Here is a 16,357-nt window from a genome sequence, read left to right as displayed (position 1 = left end):
GGACCCCATCAGGCTGTAGAGGTTACGCATGGATATTTTACGTATTGGTTTGGTTTCCGTTTCCGATCGCGCTTCCGGCGGTGTTTATCAGGATAAAGGCATCCCGGCGCTGGAAGAGTGGCTGAGCGACGCGCTGGCGACGCCGTTCAAGCTGGAAACCCGGCTGATCCCCGATGAGCAGACGCAAATTGAACAGACGCTGTGCGAACTGGTGGACGAAATGGGCTGCCATCTGGTGCTGACCACCGGCGGCACCGGGCCGGCGCGCCGCGACGTCACCCCCGACGCCACGCTGGCGATCGCCGATCGCGTGATGCCCGGCTTCGGCGAGCAAATGCGTCAGATCAGCCTACACTATGTGCCAACGGCAATTCTTTCTCGCCAGGTGGGGGCGATCCGCAAACAGGCGCTGATCATCAACCTGCCCGGCCAACCGAAGTCGATCAAGGAAACGCTGGAAGGGGTAAAGGATGAGCAGGGCAATGCGGTGGTACACGGCATCTTCGCCAGCGTGCCTTATTGCATTCAACTGCTCGACGGGCCTTACGTCGAAACGCACGCCGCGGTGGTAGCAGCATTTCGGCCAAAGAGCGCGCGTCGCGAGATAAACCTCTAAATTTCAGCATTCTGCGAGATCGGCTTCAGCCCGTCTGGTGTGAAAATAATTTGCCGCTATAGTAAGGATTCTTTTACAGAAAGCCTGCGGCTTTTATTTTTACAGCCTTTACCGACGGTGCCCTATGCCTCACGACACTAATCGCCGGCTGAACCGGCAAGACTACAAAACGCTGACGTTGGCCGCGTTGGGCGGCGCGCTGGAGTTTTACGACTTCATCATCTTCGTGTTCTTCGCCGCCGTGGTCGGCGATCTGTTCTTCCCGGCGGACATGCCGGAGTGGCTACGTCTGGTGCAAACCTTCGGCATCTTCGCCGCCGGCTATCTGGCCCGCCCGCTGGGCGGCATCGTGATGGCGCACTTCGGCGATCTGGTCGGCCGCAAGAAGATGTTTACCCTGAGCATTCTGCTGATGGCGTTGCCGACGTTGGCGATGGGCCTGCTGCCGACCTACGCCAGCATCGGCATTGCTGCGCCGCTGCTGCTGCTGTTGATGCGCGTGCTGCAGGGGGCGGCGATCGGCGGTGAGGTGCCGGGCGCCTGGGTCTTCGTTGCCGAACACGTGCCGCGCCGGCGCATCGGCTTCGCCTGCGGCACGCTGACCGCCGGGTTGACGGTGGGCATCCTGCTGGGCTCGGTGGTGGCGACGGTGATCAACACTACGTTCAGCCCGCAGAGCATCGCCGGCGGCGGCTGGCGCATTCCTTTCCTCTTGGGCGGCATGTTCGGCTTGGTGGCGATGTACCTGCGCCGCTGGCTGCAGGAAACGCCGATCTTCATCGAGATGCAGGCGCGTAAAGCGCTGGCCGAGGAGCTGCCGCTGAAGTCGGTGGTGCTCAACCACAAGCGGGAAGTGGTGGTATCGATGCTGCTGACCTGGCTGCTCTCCGCCGGCATCGTGGTGGTGATCCTGATGACCCCGACCTATCTGCAAAAGCAGTTCGGCATTGCGCCGGCCTTGACGCTGCAGGCCAACAGCATCGCCACCATCATGCTGATCGCCGGCTGCATCGTCGCCGGTTTATCGGCCGATCGCTTCGGCGCCAGCAAAACGCTGGTGGTTGGCAGTGTGCTGCTGGCCGGCTGCAGCTGGCTGTTCTATCAAACGGTGGGCGTGCACCCGGAAATGCTATTCGCCTGCTATGCGCTGGTGGGGTTCAGCGTAGGCGTGGTGGGGGCCGTGCCGTACGTGATGGTGCGGGCGTTCCCGGCGGAAGTGCGGTTTACCGGCATCTCGTTCTCATATAATGTCTCGTACGCTATTTTTGGCGGTTTAACCCCTATTTTTGTGACGCTGATCATGAAATTGACCCCGTTAGCACCCGCTTACTACGTGTTGGCGCTGTCGCTCATCGGGCTGCTGCTCGGCTTCTACCTGCATCGCGATCTGAACAGCGAAGCCGGGGAGCGGCGAGCCGATTCCTACAGCTAAAAAAAAGCCCTGCACTGCAGGGCTTTTTCATCAGGGAAGGGCGATTACGCCGCCACCGGTGAGGCCGCGACGCGGGCCGGAGCCGGTTCGCCAATCGGCAGCACGGTGCGGCCGTATTGCTCGTTGAGCACTTCGGCCATCGCCAGGTAAATGGCGCTGGCACCGCAGATGATGCCTTCATAGCCGGCGAAGGTCAGCAGCGCGTGATTGCCGGTGATGTTGCCGACGGCCAGCAGGGCGAACAGCAGCGTGAGGCTGGCGAACACGAACTGCAGCACGCGGTTGGCGGCCAGGGTGCCGAAGAACATGAACAGGGTGAAGACGCCCCACAGCGCCAGGTAGATGCCCAGCACGTGCGCCTCGGTGGCCTCAGCCAGGCCCAGACGCGGCAGCAGCAGCAGACCGACCAGGCTCAGCCAGAAGCTGCCGTAGGCGGTGAAAGCGGTCATGCCGAAGGTGTTGCCCTTCTTGTATTCCAGCAGACCGGCCAGGATCTGGGCCAGGCCACCGAAGAAAATCCCCATGCTGATGATGGCGGAGTTCAGTGGGAAAAAGCCCGCGTTGTGCAGGTTCAGCAAGACGGTGGTCATTCCGAAGCCCATCAGGCCGAGAGGGCCGGGATTCGCCAACTTGTTGGTGTGCATAAGTCCTCTGCGATAACAGAAAATTAACGGAAACAGCGAAGTAAAATAATAAATGGTCTGAATGGCCAAAAAATCGAAGTTTTCCACCAGAGCGCGCGCATCATAATGATCCCCGCAGCCGGAAACAATGATCTGAATGACGATAAAAAAAAGAAATTTTTTTCGCCTTGCCCCTTGATGCCGGATTGGATGGCCCCATCTTATTTGCAACCGCAGTTGCTAACCGCGGGTCGCACTGAGATATCGGGCAGTTGAAAAGCAAAAAATCGCCCGCACATAGGTTAGCAACCTGACTGATTATGAATTTTTTAGTGGAGACGTTTAGATGGGTAAAATTATTGGTATCGACCTGGGTACTACCAACTCTTGCGTAGCAATTATGGATGGTGCCAAGGCACGCGTGCTGGAAAACGCCGAGGGCGACCGCACCACTCCTTCTATTATCGCATATACCCAGGACGGTGAAACTCTGGTTGGCCAGCCGGCTAAGCGTCAGGCAGTGACCAACCCTGAAAACACCCTGTTCGCCATCAAGCGCCTGATCGGTCGCCGCTTCCAGGATGAAGAAGCGCAGCGCGACAAAGCGATCATGCCGTACAAAATTGTCGAAGCCGACAACGGCGACGCTTGGCTGGAAGTGAAAGGCCAGAAAATGGCTCCGCCGCAGATCTCTGCGGAAGTGCTGAAGAAAATGAAGAAAACGGCGGAAGATTACCTGGGCGAACCGGTAACTGAAGCGGTTATCACCGTACCGGCTTACTTCAACGACGCCCAGCGTCAGGCGACCAAAGACGCCGGCCGCATCGCGGGTCTGGAAGTCAAGCGCATCATCAACGAACCAACCGCTGCGGCCCTGGCCTACGGTCTGGACAAAGAAGTTGGCAACCGCACCATCGCGGTTTATGACCTGGGCGGCGGTACTTTCGATATCTCCATCATCGAAATCGATGACGTTGACGGCGAAAAAACCTTCGAAGTGCTGGCGACTAATGGTGACACCCACCTGGGTGGCGAAGACTTCGACAGCCGTCTGATCAACTACCTGGTGGAAGAGTTCAAGAAAGATCAGGGTATCGATCTGCGCAACGATCCGCTGGCGATGCAGCGTCTGAAAGAAGCCGCTGAGAAAGCGAAGATCGAACTGTCTTCCGCTCAGCAGACCGACGTTAACCTGCCGTACATCACTGCAGACGCGACCGGTCCAAAACACATGAACATCAAAGTGACTCGCGCCAAACTCGAGTCGCTGGTTGAAGATCTGGTTGCACGTTCTATCGAGCCGCTGAAAGTGGCGCTGAAAGACGCAGGCCTGTCGGTTTCCGACATCCAGGACGTGATCCTGGTGGGCGGTCAGACCCGTATGCCAATGGTGCAGAAGAAAGTCGCAGACTTCTTCGGCAAAGAGCCGCGTAAAGACGTGAACCCGGACGAAGCGGTTGCCGTGGGCGCTGCGGTACAGGGCGGCGTGTTGGCCGGTGATGTGAAGGACGTTCTGCTGCTGGACGTGACCCCGCTGTCGCTGGGTATCGAAACCATGGGCAGCGTGATGACGCCGCTGATCACCAAAAACACCACGATCCCGACCAAGCACAGCCAGGTGTTCTCTACCGCTGAAGACAACCAGTCTGCGGTAACCATCCACGTGCTGCAGGGTGAGCGTAAGCGCGCCAGCGATAACAAATCTCTGGGCCAGTTCAACCTGGACGGCATTCAGGCGGCACCGCGCGGCATGGCGCAGATCGAAGTCACCTTCGATATCGATGCCGACGGCATCCTGCACGTGTCTGCCAAAGACAAGAACACCGGTCGTGAGCAGAAGATCACCATCAAGGCATCTTCTGGCCTGAACGAAGACGAAATCCAGAAAATGGTGCGCGACGCCGAGCTGAACGCTGAAGCCGACCGCAAGTTCGAAGAGCTGGTACAGACACGTAACCAGGCCGATCACCTGATCCACGGCACTCGCAAGCAGCTGGAAGAAGCGGGCGACAAACTGCCGGCGGAAGACAAAACGGCGATCGAAGCGGCGCTGAAAGATCTGGAAGCGGCGGTGAAAGGCGAAGATAAAGCCGAGATCGAAGCGAAGACTCAGGCTCTGGTGCAGGTTTCCGGCAAACTGCTGGAAATGGCCCAGGCGCAGCAGGCTCAGCAGGGTGCTGACGCCGGCGCGGACAACGCGGCGCAGAAAGACGACGACGTGGTTGACGCTGAGTTCGAAGAAGTTAAAGACAAAAAATAATCGCCCTTAAGCGGGCACGGGGCGGCCGAGATGCCGCTCCCGGAAACCAGCACGGGCGTCGAGGCAACTCTGCGCCCGTGCACGCATGTTAAGGGTAAGCGAAAGAATGGCGAAGAAAGACTATTACGAGATTCTCGGCGTCAGCAAGACGGCGGATGAACGTGAGATCAAAAAGGCGTACAAACGCCTGGCGATGAAATACCATCCTGACCGCAACCAGGAACAAGACGCCGAAACCAAGTTTAAAGAAGTTAAAGAAGCTTACGAAGTCCTGACCGACGACCAGAAACGCGCGGCCTACGATCAGTACGGGCACGCGGCCTTTGAACAGGGCGGCATGGGCGGCGGCGGCTTTGGCGGCGGTGCTGACTTCAGCGATATCTTTGGCGACGTGTTTGGCGACATCTTCGGCGGAGGCCGCCGTCAGCGCGCCAGCCGCGGTTCCGATCTGCGCTATAACATGGAGCTGACCCTCGAGGAAGCGGTACGTGGCGTCACCAAAGAGATCCGCATCCCGACGCTGGAAGAGTGCGACGTCTGCCACGGTAGCGGCGCCAAGCCGGGCAGCTCGCCGGTGACCTGTCCAACCTGTCACGGCCAGGGCCAGGTGCAGATGCGTCAGGGCTTCTTCACCGTGCAGCAGGCGTGTCCGCACTGCCATGGCCGCGGTCAGATCATCAAAGATCCGTGCAACAAGTGCCACGGCCACGGCCGGGTAGAAAAATCCAAAACGCTGTCGGTGAAAATTCCGGCCGGCGTCGATACCGGTGACCGCATCCGCCTGGCGGGTGAAGGCGAAGCCGGCGAGCACGGCGCACCGGCGGGTGATCTGTACGTTCAGGTGCAGGTGAAGGCGCACCCGATCTTCGAGCGCGAAGGCAACAACCTGTACTGTGAAGTGCCGATCAACTTCGCCATGGCGGCGCTGGGCGGCGAGATTGAAGTGCCGACGCTGGACGGCCGGGTGAAACTGAAGGTGCCTTCGGAGACCCAAACCGGCAAACTGTTCCGCATGCGCGGCAAGGGCGTGAAATCGGTGCGTGGTGGCAGCCAGGGCGACCTGCTGTGCCGCGTAGTGGTGGAAACCCCGGTCAATCTGAACGACAAGCAGAAGCAATTGCTGCGCGAGCTGGAAGAGAGCCTGGGCGGCCCGTCCGGTGACAAGAACAGCCCGCGTTCGAAGAGCTTCTTCGACGGGGTGAAAAAGTTCTTTGACGACCTGACTCGCTAACCTGCTGTTTCTGCTGGTTTATATTAGAACCCCGGGCGTCTGTCCCGGGGTTTTTATTTGCATGTCGCACCCCTAATCCCCTATAAATAATGTGACTTATTCGTGCTTTTGATCGGTTTTATCGAGTTATTTAGCATTTATAAACTTATTTTTTCGAACTAAAACGCCCTCTATACTCACTTCATGACTGTGGTTCGCAGGGCGCTACGCCCTGCACAGATTTGGAGAGACGTATTGTGACCAACATCATTCGTCAATTTTTACGTCAGGAAGCCGCGGGCGGCATCATTCTGATCGCGGCGGCGATCGTCGCCCTGATCATGGCCAACACCCCGGCGCAGGGGATCTATCAGGCATTCCTCAACCTGCCGGTGATGGTAAAAATTGCTTCGCTGGAGATCGCCAAGCCGCTGCTGCTGTGGATCAACGACGGCCTGATGGCCATCTTCTTCCTGGTGGTGGGGCTCGAGGTCAAGCGCGAGCTGATGCAAGGCTCGCTGTCCGGGCGCGACAAGGCGGTGTTTCCGGCGATTGCCGCGCTGGGCGGCATGCTGGCGCCGGCGCTGATTTATTTGCTGTTCAACGGCGCGGATGAAGTCACCCGCCAGGGCTGGGCGATCCCGGCCGCGACCGATATCGCCTTCGCGCTGGGCGTAATGGCGCTGCTGGGCAACCGCGTTCCGACCAGCCTGAAAGTGTTCCTGCTGGCATTGGCGATCATCGACGACCTGGGCGTGATTATCATCATCGCGCTGTTCTACACCCATGAAGTGTCGATGGTGGCGCTGGGCGTGGCGGCGGCGGCGACGGTGCTGCTGGCGGTGATGAACTGGCGCGGCGTGGGTAAAACCTCGCTGTACATGATGGTCGGCCTGGTGTTGTGGGTCGCGATCCTCAAGTCCGGGGTACACGCGACGCTGGCCGGGGTGATCGTCGGCTTTATGATCCCGCTGAACGTGAAGAAGGGGCCGTCGCCGTCGGAGACGCTGGAACATGAGCTGCACCCTTGGGTCGCGTTTATGATCCTGCCGCTGTTCGCATTCGCCAACGCCGGGGTTTCTTTGCAGGGCGTATCGCTGGAAGGGTTGACGTCGCTGTTGCCGGTAGGGATTGCGGCCGGGCTGTTTATCGGTAAGCCGCTGGGGATTTTCCTCTTCAGCCTGCTGGCGGTGAAAATGGGCATCGCCCGCTTGCCTGAGGGGATCGGTTTCAAACAGGTGTTTGCCGTTTCGGTGCTGTGTGGTATTGGTTTCACCATGTCGATTTTCATCGCCTCGTTGGCGTTCGGCGATGCGGATGCGGCGCTCAGCACCTATTCCCGCCTGGGGATCCTGCTGGGCTCCACCGCTGCGGCGGTGGCGGGGTATGGATTGCTGCGTATGGCGTTGCCGCGGGTGCGTTAATCCTGCGTGTGCCCGATAAGGGCACACAATAAAATGGCTGGTCGGAGCTGTGCGGTATAAAATATGTGCAGCTTCGGCCGTTCTTCGTTGGGACTAATGGGGCTATACGTTGTCTGAAGCAGGGAAAGGAAGTTTGTCGCTCGTCACGGCACACCGTTTGCCGCTGCGAAACGTTGTTAAGGAGAGCCGCTCGTGAGGATGTCGCATATCAACTTTAATCACCTTTACTATTTCTGGCAGGTCTGCAAGGCCGGTTCCGTGGTCGGCGCCGCGGAAGCGCTGTTCCTGACGCCGCAGACTATCACCGGCCAGATCAAAGCGCTGGAGGAGCGGCTGGATGGCAAGCTGTTCAAACGCCAGGGGCGCGGGTTGGTGCCTTCGGAGCTGGGCCAGCTGGTGTTCCGCTATGCCGACAAGATGTTTATGCTCAGCCAGGAAATGCTGGATATCGTCAACTACCGCAAAGAGTCGAACCTGCTGTTCGACGTCGGCGTGGCGGATGCGCTGTCGAAGCGTCTGGTCAGCCAGGTGTTGGAAACGGCGGTGGTGGTGGACAACGAACAGATCCACCTGCGTTGCTTTGAATCGACGCACGAGATGCTGCTGGAGCAGCTCAGCCAGCACAAGCTGGATATGATCCTGTCGGATTGCCCGGTAGACTCCAGCCAGCAGGAAGGGCTGTTCTCGTTGAAGTTGGGTGAGTGCGGCATCAGCTTCTTTTGCCGCCAGCCGGCGCCGGAACTGCCGTTCCCGGCTTGTCTGGAGCAGCGCAAGCTGCTGATCCCCGGCCGCCGTTCGATGCTGGGGCGCAAGCTGCTCAACTGGTTCAATACGCAGGGCATTCAGGTGGAGATCCTGGGGGAGTTCGACGATGCGGCGCTGATGAAGGCCTTCGGCATGTACCACAATGCGATTTTCGTGGCGCCGACGCTGTATGCGCAGGATACCTATAACGATGACAACGTGGTGGAGATTGGGCGCATCGACAGTGTGCAGGAGGAGTATTACATCATCTTCGCCGAGCGCATGATCCAGCATCCGGCGGTGCAGCGCGTGTGCAACAAAGACTTCTCGGCGCTGTTTTCCTGCTAGTAGTTCACTGAACGCAGGGCGTAAAAAAACCGGCCTAAGCCGGTTTTTTTATCAAGCAGATAACGAAATGCTTATTGCATTGCGTTGATGCGTGCAGTCAGGTTTGACTTATGACGCGCTGCTTTGTTTTTGTGGATCAGGCCTTTAGCTGCCTGACGGTCCACCAGTGGCTGCATTACCAGGAATGCATTTTGTGCTGCTTCTTTGTCGCCAGCTGCGATAGCTGCGTCTACCTTCTTGATGAAGGTACGCACCATTGAGCGACGGCTTGCGTTATGCTTGCGGCGTTTCTCAGACTGTACGGCGCGTTTCTTAGCTGATTTGATATTAGCCAAGGTCCAACTCCCAAATATATTCTATTGAGGACAATTCAAAGGCCGAGGAATATGCCCTTTTAGCCTTCGTTTGTCAATGGATTTGTGCAAATAAGCGCCGTTTGTACAGGCGGCACTCGCTACGTTGTGATGGCGCAGGATTTTACCAGCTTCGCTCTTGGGAATACAGTGTTTCGCGAGAAAATTCGCCAATGTTTTGCCGCGGCGGACGCAAGCCGTTGGCCGCGGTCGAGAATCGGCCCGGCGGCGCCGGATAAACTGCGGCGAAGCCGTTTCACGCGCAGATTATCTCCGGTATGGTGTGTCTATTACATAAAGGCACCAATCGCGGGTTAACCTTACCGGCTGTACAAGGTATAATCCGCCGATTTCCACTGTTTTGAGCCAGCTATGGAGCTAATTCGCGGCATTCACAATATCCGGGCGCGCCACCATGGTTGCGTGCTCACCATCGGCAACTTTGACGGCGTACACCGCGGTCATCAGGCGCTGCTGGAGCAGTTGAAGCAACAAGGGCAACGCCTCGGGCTGCCGGTGATGGTCATGATCTTTGAGCCGCAGCCGCTGGAGATGTTCGCCGCAGACAAGGCGCCGGCCCGTTTGACGCGCCTGCGCGACAAGGCCAACTACCTGGCGCAGGCGGGTGTCGATTACCTGCTGTGCGTCAAGTTCGATCCGCGTTTTGCCGCCAACACCGCGCAGGCGTTCGTTGCCGAGCTGCTGGTGGAAAAACTGGGCGTCAAATTCCTGATGGTGGGGGATGATTTTCGCTTTGGCGCCGGGCGTCAGGGCGATTTTCCGCTATTGCAGCAGGCCGGAAAAGAGTACGGCTTCGAGGTGGTCAGCACCCCGACCTTCCGCGAAGGTGAGCGGCGCATCAGCAGCACCGCGATCCGCACCGCGCTGAGCGAGGACGATCTGCCGCTGGCGGAGACCCTGCTGGGCCACCCGTACAGCATTTCCGGGCGCGTGGTGCACGGCGACGAGCTGGGTCGCACCATCGGGTTCCCGACCGCCAATTTGCCGCTCAAGCGCCTGGTGGCGCCGGTGAAAGGGGTGTATGCGGTAGAAGTGTACGGCCTGGGGCCGCAGCCGCTGCCGGGCGTGGCCAATATCGGTACGCGCCCGACCGTCGCCGGCGTGCGCCAGCAGCTGGAAGTGCATCTGCTGGATGTCACAATGGATCTTTACGGGCGCCATATTGAGGTGGTGCTCCGCGCAAAATTGCGCAATGAACAACGGTTTGCTTCGCTCGATGCCCTGAAGCAGCAAATCGCCAATGATGTGGTGACGGCCCGGAAGTTCTTCGGGCTACAGACACCGGTTTAATCTCTATAGCCGAAAACGGAACCGAGAATCTAATGAGTGACTACAAGAATACCCTGAACTTGCCGGAAACAGGGTTCCCGATGCGCGGCGATCTCGCCAAGCGCGAACCTGGCATGCTGCAACGTTGGTATGAACAGGATCTGTACGGGATTATTCGTACTGCCAAAAAGGGCAAAAAAACCTTCATTTTGCATGACGGCCCTCCGTATGCGAACGGCAGCATTCACATTGGTCACTCGGTTAACAAGATTCTCAAAGACATTATCATCAAGTCGAAAGGGATGGCCGGCTTCGACTCGCCTTATGTGCCGGGTTGGGACTGCCACGGCCTGCCTATCGAACTGAAGGTTGAACAGCTGTACGGCAAACCGGGCGAGAAGCTGACGGCGGCCGAGTTCCGCCAGAAGTGCCGCGAGTACGCGGCCGAGCAGGTTGAAGGCCAGAAGAAGGACTTCATCCGTCTGGGTGTACTGGGCGACTGGGATCGCCCATACCTGACCATGGACTTCAAAACCGAAGCCAACATCATCCGCGCGCTGGGCAAGATCATCAGCAACGGCCACCTGCTGAAAGGCGCCAAGCCGGTTCACTGGTGCACCGACTGCGGATCGTCGCTGGCGGAAGCGGAAGTGGAGTACTACGACAAGACTTCGCCGTCGATCGACGTGAGCTTCCATGCGGCCGACGCGGCTGCCGTGGCGGCCAAGTTCGGCGTGAGCCACTTCAACGGGACTATCTCCCTGGTTATCTGGACCACCACCCCGTGGACCCTGCCGGCCAACCGCGCGATCTCGCTGCACCCGGACTTCACCTATCAGCTGGTGCAGGTTGACGGCCAGTGCCTGATCCTGGCGGCCGAACTGGTGGAAAGCGTGATGAAACGCGCCGGCATCACCGAGTGGACGGTGCTGGGCAGCTGCAAAGGCGCCGATCTGGAGCTGCTGCGCTTCAAACACCCGTTCATGGACTTCGACGTTCCGGCGATCCTCGGCGAGCATGTGACGCTGGACGCCGGTACCGGTGCGGTGCACACCGCGCCAGGCCACGGCCCGGACGACTTCGTGATCGGCCAGAAATACGGCCTGGAAGTGGCCAACCCGGTAGGGCCGAACGGTTGCTACCTGACCGGCACCTACCCGCTGCTGGACGGCAAGTTCGTCTTCAAGGCCAACGATCTGATCGTCGACCTGCTGCGTGAGAAAGGCGCGCTGCTGCACGTCGAGAAGTTCCTGCACAGCTATCCGTGCTGCTGGCGCCACAAGACGCCGATCATCTTCCGCGCCACGCCGCAATGGTTCGTTAGCATGGATCAGAAAGGCCTGCGTCAGCAGTCGCTGGAAGAGATCAAAGGCGTGCAGTGGATCCCGGATTGGGGCCAGGCGCGCATCGAAATGATGGTGGCCAACCGCCCGGACTGGTGCATCTCGCGTCAGCGCACCTGGGGCGTGCCGATGTCGCTGTTCGTGCACAAAGAAACCGAGCAGCTGCACCCGCGCACCGTTGAGCTGATGGAAGAAGTGGCCAAGCGCGTCGAGCAAGACGGCATTCAGGCCTGGTGGGATCTGGACGCGGCCGACATCCTCGGCGCGGAAGCCGCCGACTACGTGAAAGTGCCGGATACGCTGGACGTGTGGTTCGATTCCGGTTCCACCCACGCCTCTGTGGTCGACGTGCGTCCTGAGTTCCAGGGCCACAGCGCCGACATGTATCTGGAAGGCTCCGACCAACACCGCGGCTGGTTCATGTCATCGCTGATGATCTCCACCGCGATGAAAGGCAAGGCGCCTTATAAAGAAGTGCTGACCCACGGCTTCACCGTCGACGGCCAGGGCCGCAAGATGTCCAAGTCGATCGGCAACACCGTCAGCCCGCAGGACGTGATGAACAAGCTGGGCGGCGACATTCTGCGTCTGTGGGTGGCATCGACCGATTACACCGGCGAAATTGCGGTCTCCGACGAGATCCTCAAGCGCTCCGCCGATTCTTACCGCCGCATCCGCAATACCGCGCGCTTCCTGCTGGCCAACCTGAACGGGTTCGAGCCGAGCACCGATTGCGTGGCACCGGAAGACATGGTGGTGTTGGATCGCTGGGCGGTCGGCCGTGCGCTGGCGGCGCAGCAGGATATCGAACAGGCTTACGCCAACTATGATTTCCACGAAGTGGTGCAGCGTCTGATGCAGTTCTGCTCGGTCGAGATGGGCTCCTTCTATCTGGATATCATCAAGGATCGTCAGTACACCGCGAAGAGCGACAGCGTCGCCCGCCGCAGCTGCCAGACCGCGCTGTATCACATCGTGGAAGCGCTGGTGCGCTGGATGGCGCCGATCATGTCGTTCACTGCGGACGAGATCTGGGGCTTCATGCCGGGCAAACGCGCGCAGTACGTGTTTACCGAAGAGTGGTACGACGGCCTGTTCGGGCTGGCGGAAGGTGAGCCGATGAACGACGCTTTCTGGGCTGAGCTGCTGAAAGTGCGCGGCGAAGTGAACAAGGTGCTGGAGCAGGCGCGTGCCGACAAACGCCTCGGCGGTTCGCTGGAAGCGGCGGTAACGCTGTATGCCGACAGCGAGCTGGCGGCGCGCCTGAACAGCCTGCAGGATGAGCTGCGCTTCGTGCTGCTGACCTCTGCGGCAAGCGTTGCGCCATTGGCTGATGCGCCGGCCGACGCGCAGGCTTCCGAGCTGCTGAAAGGGCTGAAGATCGCCTTCAGCACGGCGCCGGGTGAGAAGTGCCCGCGCTGCTGGCATTACACCACCGATATCGGCCTGGTGGCGGAACACGCAGACATCTGCGGCCGCTGTGTGAGCAACGTCGCCGGTGACGGCGAGAAGCGTAACTTTGCCTGAGAACTCGCGCCTGATGAGTAAATCAATTTGTTCGACCGGCCTGCGTTGGCTGTGGGTTGTGGTGGCGGTGCTGGCGCTGGATTTCGGCAGCAAGCAGTGGATCCTCGCTAACTTTACGCTGGGCCAGTCCCAGCCGTTGATCCCGTCGTTCAACCTGTTTTACGCGCGCAACTACGGCGCTGCGTTCAGCTTCCTGGCCGACCATGGCGGCTGGCAGCGCTGGTTCTTCGCCGGCATCGCCATCGCCATCGTTGCGGTGCTGCTGGTGATGATGTACCGCAGCACCGCGCAGCAGAAGCTGAACAACATCGCCTACGCCTTCATTATCGGCGGGGCGCTGGGCAATCTGTTCGATCGCCTGTGGCACGGTTTCGTGGTCGATTTCATCGACTTCTACGTCGGTGACTGGCACTACCCGACCTTCAATCTGGCGGACAGCTTCATCTGCGTGGGCGCGGCGATGATCGTGCTGGAAGGTTTCCTGTCGCCGGCGAACAAAGACGCAAAGAGTAAAGGTGAGTAATATGACGGCTCAGGTTATCAGTGACAGCGCGGTGCTGGTTCACTTTACGCTGAAACTGGAAGACGGTTCGACCGCCGAATCCACCCGCAGCAGCGGCAAGCCGGCGCTGTTCCGCCTGGGTGACGGCAGCCTGTCGGCACCGCTGGAAGCGCAGCTGCTTGGCCTGCGCGCGGGCGACAAATGCGCCTTTACCCTACAGCCGGAAGCGGCGTTCGGCGCGGAGAACCCGGATCTGGTCCAGTTCTTCTCGCGCCGCGACTTCGCGGAAACCGGCGTGCCGGACGTGGGCACCATCATGCTGTTTACCGCCATCGACGGCAGTGAAATGCCGGGCGTGGTGCGCGCGGTGGCGGAAGATTCGATCACCGTCGATTTCAACCATCCGCTGGCGGGTCATCCGGTGACCTTCGATATCGAAGTGCTGGAGATCGATCCGCAGCAGGAGGAGACGCATGCAAATATTGCTGGCTAATCCGCGCGGCTTCTGCGCCGGGGTTGATCGTGCGATCAGCATCGTGGAACGCGCGCTGGAGCTGTATGGCGCGCCGATCTACGTGCGGCATGAAGTGGTACACAATCGCTACGTGGTCGACAGCCTGCGTGAGCGCGGTGCGGTGTTTATCGAAGAGATCGCGGAAGTGCCGGACGGTTCTATCCTGATCTTCTCGGCGCACGGCGTTTCTCAGGCGGTGCGTGCCGAAGCCAAGGCGCGCGATCTGACCATGCTATTCGACGCCACTTGCCCGCTGGTGACCAAGGTGCATATGGAAGTGGCGCGCGCCAGCCGCCGCGGCACCGAAGCGATTCTGATCGGTCACGCCGGGCACCCGGAGGTGGAAGGCACCATGGGCCAGTACAGCAACCCGCAGGGCGGCATGTATCTGGTCGAGTCGCCGGAAGACGTGTGGAAGTTGCAGGTGAAGAACGAAAACAACCTGTGCTTCATGACGCAGACCACGCTGTCGGTAGATGATACTTCGGACGTGATCGACGCCCTGCGCCAGCGTTTCCCGAGCATTATCGGCCCGCGCAAGGACGATATTTGTTACGCCACCACTAACCGCCAGGAAGCGGTGCGTAACCTGGCCGGCGATGCGGACGTGGTGCTGGTGGTAGGTTCGAAGAACTCCTCCAACTCCAACCGTCTGGCGGAACTGGCGCAGCGCGTCGGTAAACCGGCTTATCTTATCGATTCGGCGGCGGATATTCAGGAAAGTTGGCTGAGCGAAGCGCGCAACATCGGCGTCACTGCCGGTGCCTCAGCGCCGGACGTGCTGGTGCAGGAGGTGATCTCTCGCCTGAAAGCGCTGGGCGGCGTGGACGTGCATGAAATCAGCGGGCGTGAAGAGAACATCGTGTTCGAAGTGCCGAAAGAGCTGCGCGTGGACGTTCGTCAGATCGACTGACATACGCTGGTGGATGACAGCGGGGAGCTTAGGCTTCCCGTTTTTTTTGGGCATTCGCATGGCATTGAAAATAAAACGCTGCGCATATTCAAATTTTCTGCTAACTAAAGTCAAATTTATTCTGAGTATTTGAAATAGTGTCGATGTCATTAATTATATAAGCTGACGAAAAGTCATTAATCAAGGTATCATTAGTCTGCAATCTAAATAAGGCCTGGCGTTGGCAAGGTGATTACAATAATTACAATAATGGGTGTTGCAGATGTTTCTTATTTTATTCCTGCCGAATATGTTCTAAGGCGTTTAATCCTTTCTCCTTTAAATAGAGCTTCATATGCTCCAGTAATCGTCGGACTTTTAATGGCTGAATCTCCCGGCGCGGCATAATGGCATAGCAATTTATTTCCGGTAATCGCCAGTCGGGCAATATTTCAATCAACTCGCCACTGCGCAACTCTCGTTCAACGTTGGCGAAGAAATTGCGAATGATACCCTTGCCGGTCAGCGCCAACTCCTTCATCGCCATGCCGCTGTTGGTGAACAAACGCCCGGTCATGCGCATGCGGTGCTCACCGCCGTCGCGATGGATCAGTCGGACAAACTGCGGGTTGCCGAGCGGTGTGAAGGTCACCCAGTGGTGATGCGTCAACGCCTGTGGCGAATCCGGCACGCCGTGGTGCGCCAGATAGGCCGGCGAGGCGCACAACACTTCGCGGCAGCGCGCCAGCCGTGTTGAAACGTAGCTGGAGTCGGCCAGTACGCCGCCGCGAATCGCCAGATCGATGCGCTGTGCGATCAGGTCTATCTTCTCATCGTGGATCTCCAGCCGTAGCGTGAGCCGCGGGTGCTCGTCGAGGAAGCTTTGCAGCGCCGGCACCAGGTAGTGAGTGGCGAATTCGGTGGAGGTGGCGACGCGCAGTTCGCCGACCAACTCACCACGCAGCGCGGCGATCCGCTGCTGGCCGCGTTCGGCGGCGTGGATCATCAACAGGCAATCTTCATAAAAGCACAACCCGGCTTCGGTCAGACTCAATGAGCGCGTCGATCGCAGCAGTAATTGAATGCCCAGATGCTCTTCCAGTTGGCGAATATGTTGGCTGACGGCGGAGGTTGTCATGCCCAATTCTTTTGCCGCCATGCTGAATGCGCCGCAATCGACCACTTTTGAGAAAATGGCCATACGTTTTAAAATATTGCTCATAGTTTGTTAAGCACAACTTAACCAAGATTGCGAATTATACGGGCTAATAATATAGCA

At 58.9% G+C, this 16,357-nt stretch carries 14 protein-coding genes; 11 read left to right on the top strand and 3 right to left on the bottom strand.

Annotated features, from left to right (window positions below; genetic code table 11):
• Positions 1–28 precede the first annotated feature (28 nt).
• Positions 29–616, top strand: coding sequence for a molybdopterin adenylyltransferase (gene mog, locus ACJ8HT_RS04390; protein WP_197652747.1), 588 nt, complete (start codon positions 29–31; stop codon positions 614–616).
• A 124-nt stretch (positions 617–740) separates the two neighbouring features.
• Positions 741–2,048, top strand: a complete 1,308-nt coding sequence (locus tag ACJ8HT_RS04385; RefSeq protein WP_197652746.1) for an MFS transporter — start codon at positions 741–743, stop codon at positions 2,046–2,048.
• A gap of 44 nt (positions 2,049–2,092) precedes the next feature.
• Here the strand turns inward: ACJ8HT_RS04385 and satP are convergent, their stop codons facing one another.
• A complete protein-coding gene (gene satP, locus ACJ8HT_RS04380; protein ID WP_070915133.1) occupies positions 2,093–2,692 on the bottom strand; it encodes an acetate uptake transporter in 600 nt (199 codons plus the stop codon).
• Positions 2,693–3,017: 325 nt separating this feature from the next.
• On the opposite strand from satP, the gene dnaK reads away from it, so the two are divergent.
• The 4 genes from dnaK to nhaR all read left to right on the top strand — a co-directional run bounded on the left by dnaK (position 3,018) and on the right by nhaR (position 8,657).
• Positions 3,018–4,931 carry a molecular chaperone DnaK gene (gene dnaK / locus ACJ8HT_RS04375; RefSeq protein WP_004932972.1) on the top strand — a complete coding sequence of 638 codons (1,914 nt, stop codon included), beginning with the start codon at positions 3,018–3,020 and terminating at the stop codon, positions 4,929–4,931.
• A gap of 106 nt (positions 4,932–5,037) precedes the next feature.
• Positions 5,038–6,162 (top strand): molecular chaperone DnaJ, encoded by a 1,125-nt coding sequence (gene dnaJ, locus ACJ8HT_RS04370; RefSeq protein WP_004932969.1) that lies wholly within the window; start codon positions 5,038–5,040, stop codon positions 6,160–6,162.
• 236 nt (positions 6,163–6,398) lie between these two features.
• Positions 6,399–7,565, top strand: coding sequence for a Na+/H+ antiporter NhaA (gene nhaA, locus ACJ8HT_RS04365; RefSeq protein ID WP_194573073.1), 1,167 nt, complete (start codon positions 6,399–6,401; stop codon positions 7,563–7,565).
• A 192-nt stretch (positions 7,566–7,757) separates the two neighbouring features.
• Positions 7,758–8,657, top strand: a complete 900-nt coding sequence (gene nhaR / locus ACJ8HT_RS04360; RefSeq protein WP_004932962.1) for a transcriptional activator NhaR — start codon at positions 7,758–7,760, stop codon at positions 8,655–8,657.
• A 71-nt stretch (positions 8,658–8,728) separates the two neighbouring features.
• Here nhaR and rpsT read toward each other — a convergent pair whose 3' ends face one another.
• Positions 8,729–8,992 carry a 30S ribosomal protein S20 gene (gene rpsT / locus ACJ8HT_RS04355; RefSeq protein ID WP_004932960.1) on the bottom strand — a complete coding sequence of 88 codons (264 nt, stop codon included), beginning with the start codon at positions 8,990–8,992 and terminating at the stop codon, positions 8,729–8,731.
• A 390-nt stretch (positions 8,993–9,382) separates the two neighbouring features.
• Between rpsT and ribF the strand changes: the two genes are divergently transcribed.
• Genes ribF through ispH form a run of 5 tightly spaced genes read left to right on the top strand, consistent with a single transcriptional unit; the run spans position 9,383 to position 15,099 of the window.
• A complete protein-coding gene (ribF, locus tag ACJ8HT_RS04350) occupies positions 9,383–10,321 on the top strand; it encodes a bifunctional riboflavin kinase/FAD synthetase (RefSeq protein WP_033637054.1) in 939 nt (312 codons plus the stop codon).
• Between the two features lie 32 nt (positions 10,322–10,353).
• The gene (gene ileS, locus ACJ8HT_RS04345) at positions 10,354–13,170 is read left to right on the top strand and encodes an isoleucine--tRNA ligase (protein ID WP_038873361.1); all 2,817 of its coding nucleotides are present in this window, start codon (positions 10,354–10,356) and stop codon (positions 13,168–13,170) included.
• Between the two features lie 13 nt (positions 13,171–13,183).
• Positions 13,184–13,693: a signal peptidase II gene (lspA, locus tag ACJ8HT_RS04340; RefSeq protein WP_038873364.1), complete on the top strand. Its 510-nt coding sequence runs from the start codon at positions 13,184–13,186 to the stop codon at positions 13,691–13,693.
• A gap of 1 nt (position 13,694) precedes the next feature.
• Positions 13,695–14,165, top strand: a complete 471-nt coding sequence (fkpB, locus tag ACJ8HT_RS04335) for an FKBP-type peptidyl-prolyl cis-trans isomerase (RefSeq protein ID WP_049272801.1) — start codon at positions 13,695–13,697, stop codon at positions 14,163–14,165.
• On the top strand, positions 14,146–15,099 hold the full coding sequence (gene ispH, locus ACJ8HT_RS04330; RefSeq protein ID WP_073529710.1) for a 4-hydroxy-3-methylbut-2-enyl diphosphate reductase: 954 nt from the start codon (positions 14,146–14,148) through the stop codon (positions 15,097–15,099). Before fkpB ends, ispH begins: the two co-directional genes overlap by 20 nt.
• A gap of 274 nt (positions 15,100–15,373) precedes the next feature.
• Here ispH and ACJ8HT_RS04325 read toward each other — a convergent pair whose 3' ends face one another.
• Positions 15,374–16,279: a LysR family transcriptional regulator gene (locus ACJ8HT_RS04325; RefSeq protein WP_228286150.1), complete on the bottom strand. Its 906-nt coding sequence runs from the start codon at positions 16,277–16,279 to the stop codon at positions 15,374–15,376.
• Positions 16,280–16,357 lie beyond the last annotated feature (78 nt).

Source organism: Serratia sp. CY44782 (genome assembly GCF_052168715.1).
GTDB lineage: Bacteria > Pseudomonadota > Gammaproteobacteria > Enterobacterales > Enterobacteriaceae > Serratia > Serratia nevei.
Note: the sequence above shows the minus strand (reverse complement) of the source record. Positions and strands in the feature narration are given on the sequence as shown.

Excerpts from the sequence above, each read along its gene's own strand:
- dnaJ (WP_004932969.1), top strand. The coding sequence starts at position 5,038 with ATGGCGAAGAAAGACTATTACGAGATTCTCGGCGTCAGCAAGACGGCG.
- ispH (WP_073529710.1), top strand. The coding sequence starts at position 14,146 with ATGCAAATATTGCTGGCTAATCCGCGCGGCTTCTGCGCCGGGGTTGAT.
- ribF (WP_033637054.1), top strand. The coding sequence starts at position 9,383 with ATGGAGCTAATTCGCGGCATTCACAATATCCGGGCGCGCCACCATGGT.
- ACJ8HT_RS04325 (WP_228286150.1), bottom strand. The coding sequence starts at position 16,279 with ATGGCCATTTTCTCAAAAGTGGTCGATTGCGGCGCATTCAGCATGGCG.
- mog (WP_197652747.1), top strand. The coding sequence starts at position 29 with ATGGATATTTTACGTATTGGTTTGGTTTCCGTTTCCGATCGCGCTTCC.
- ileS (WP_038873361.1), top strand. The coding sequence starts at position 10,354 with ATGAGTGACTACAAGAATACCCTGAACTTGCCGGAAACAGGGTTCCCG.
- ACJ8HT_RS04385 (WP_197652746.1), top strand. The coding sequence starts at position 741 with ATGCCTCACGACACTAATCGCCGGCTGAACCGGCAAGACTACAAAACG.
- dnaK (WP_004932972.1), top strand. The coding sequence starts at position 3,018 with ATGGGTAAAATTATTGGTATCGACCTGGGTACTACCAACTCTTGCGTA.
- fkpB (WP_049272801.1), top strand. The coding sequence starts at position 13,695 with ATGACGGCTCAGGTTATCAGTGACAGCGCGGTGCTGGTTCACTTTACG.
- lspA (WP_038873364.1), top strand. The coding sequence starts at position 13,184 with ATGAGTAAATCAATTTGTTCGACCGGCCTGCGTTGGCTGTGGGTTGTG.
- satP (WP_070915133.1), bottom strand. The coding sequence starts at position 2,692 with ATGCACACCAACAAGTTGGCGAATCCCGGCCCTCTCGGCCTGATGGGC.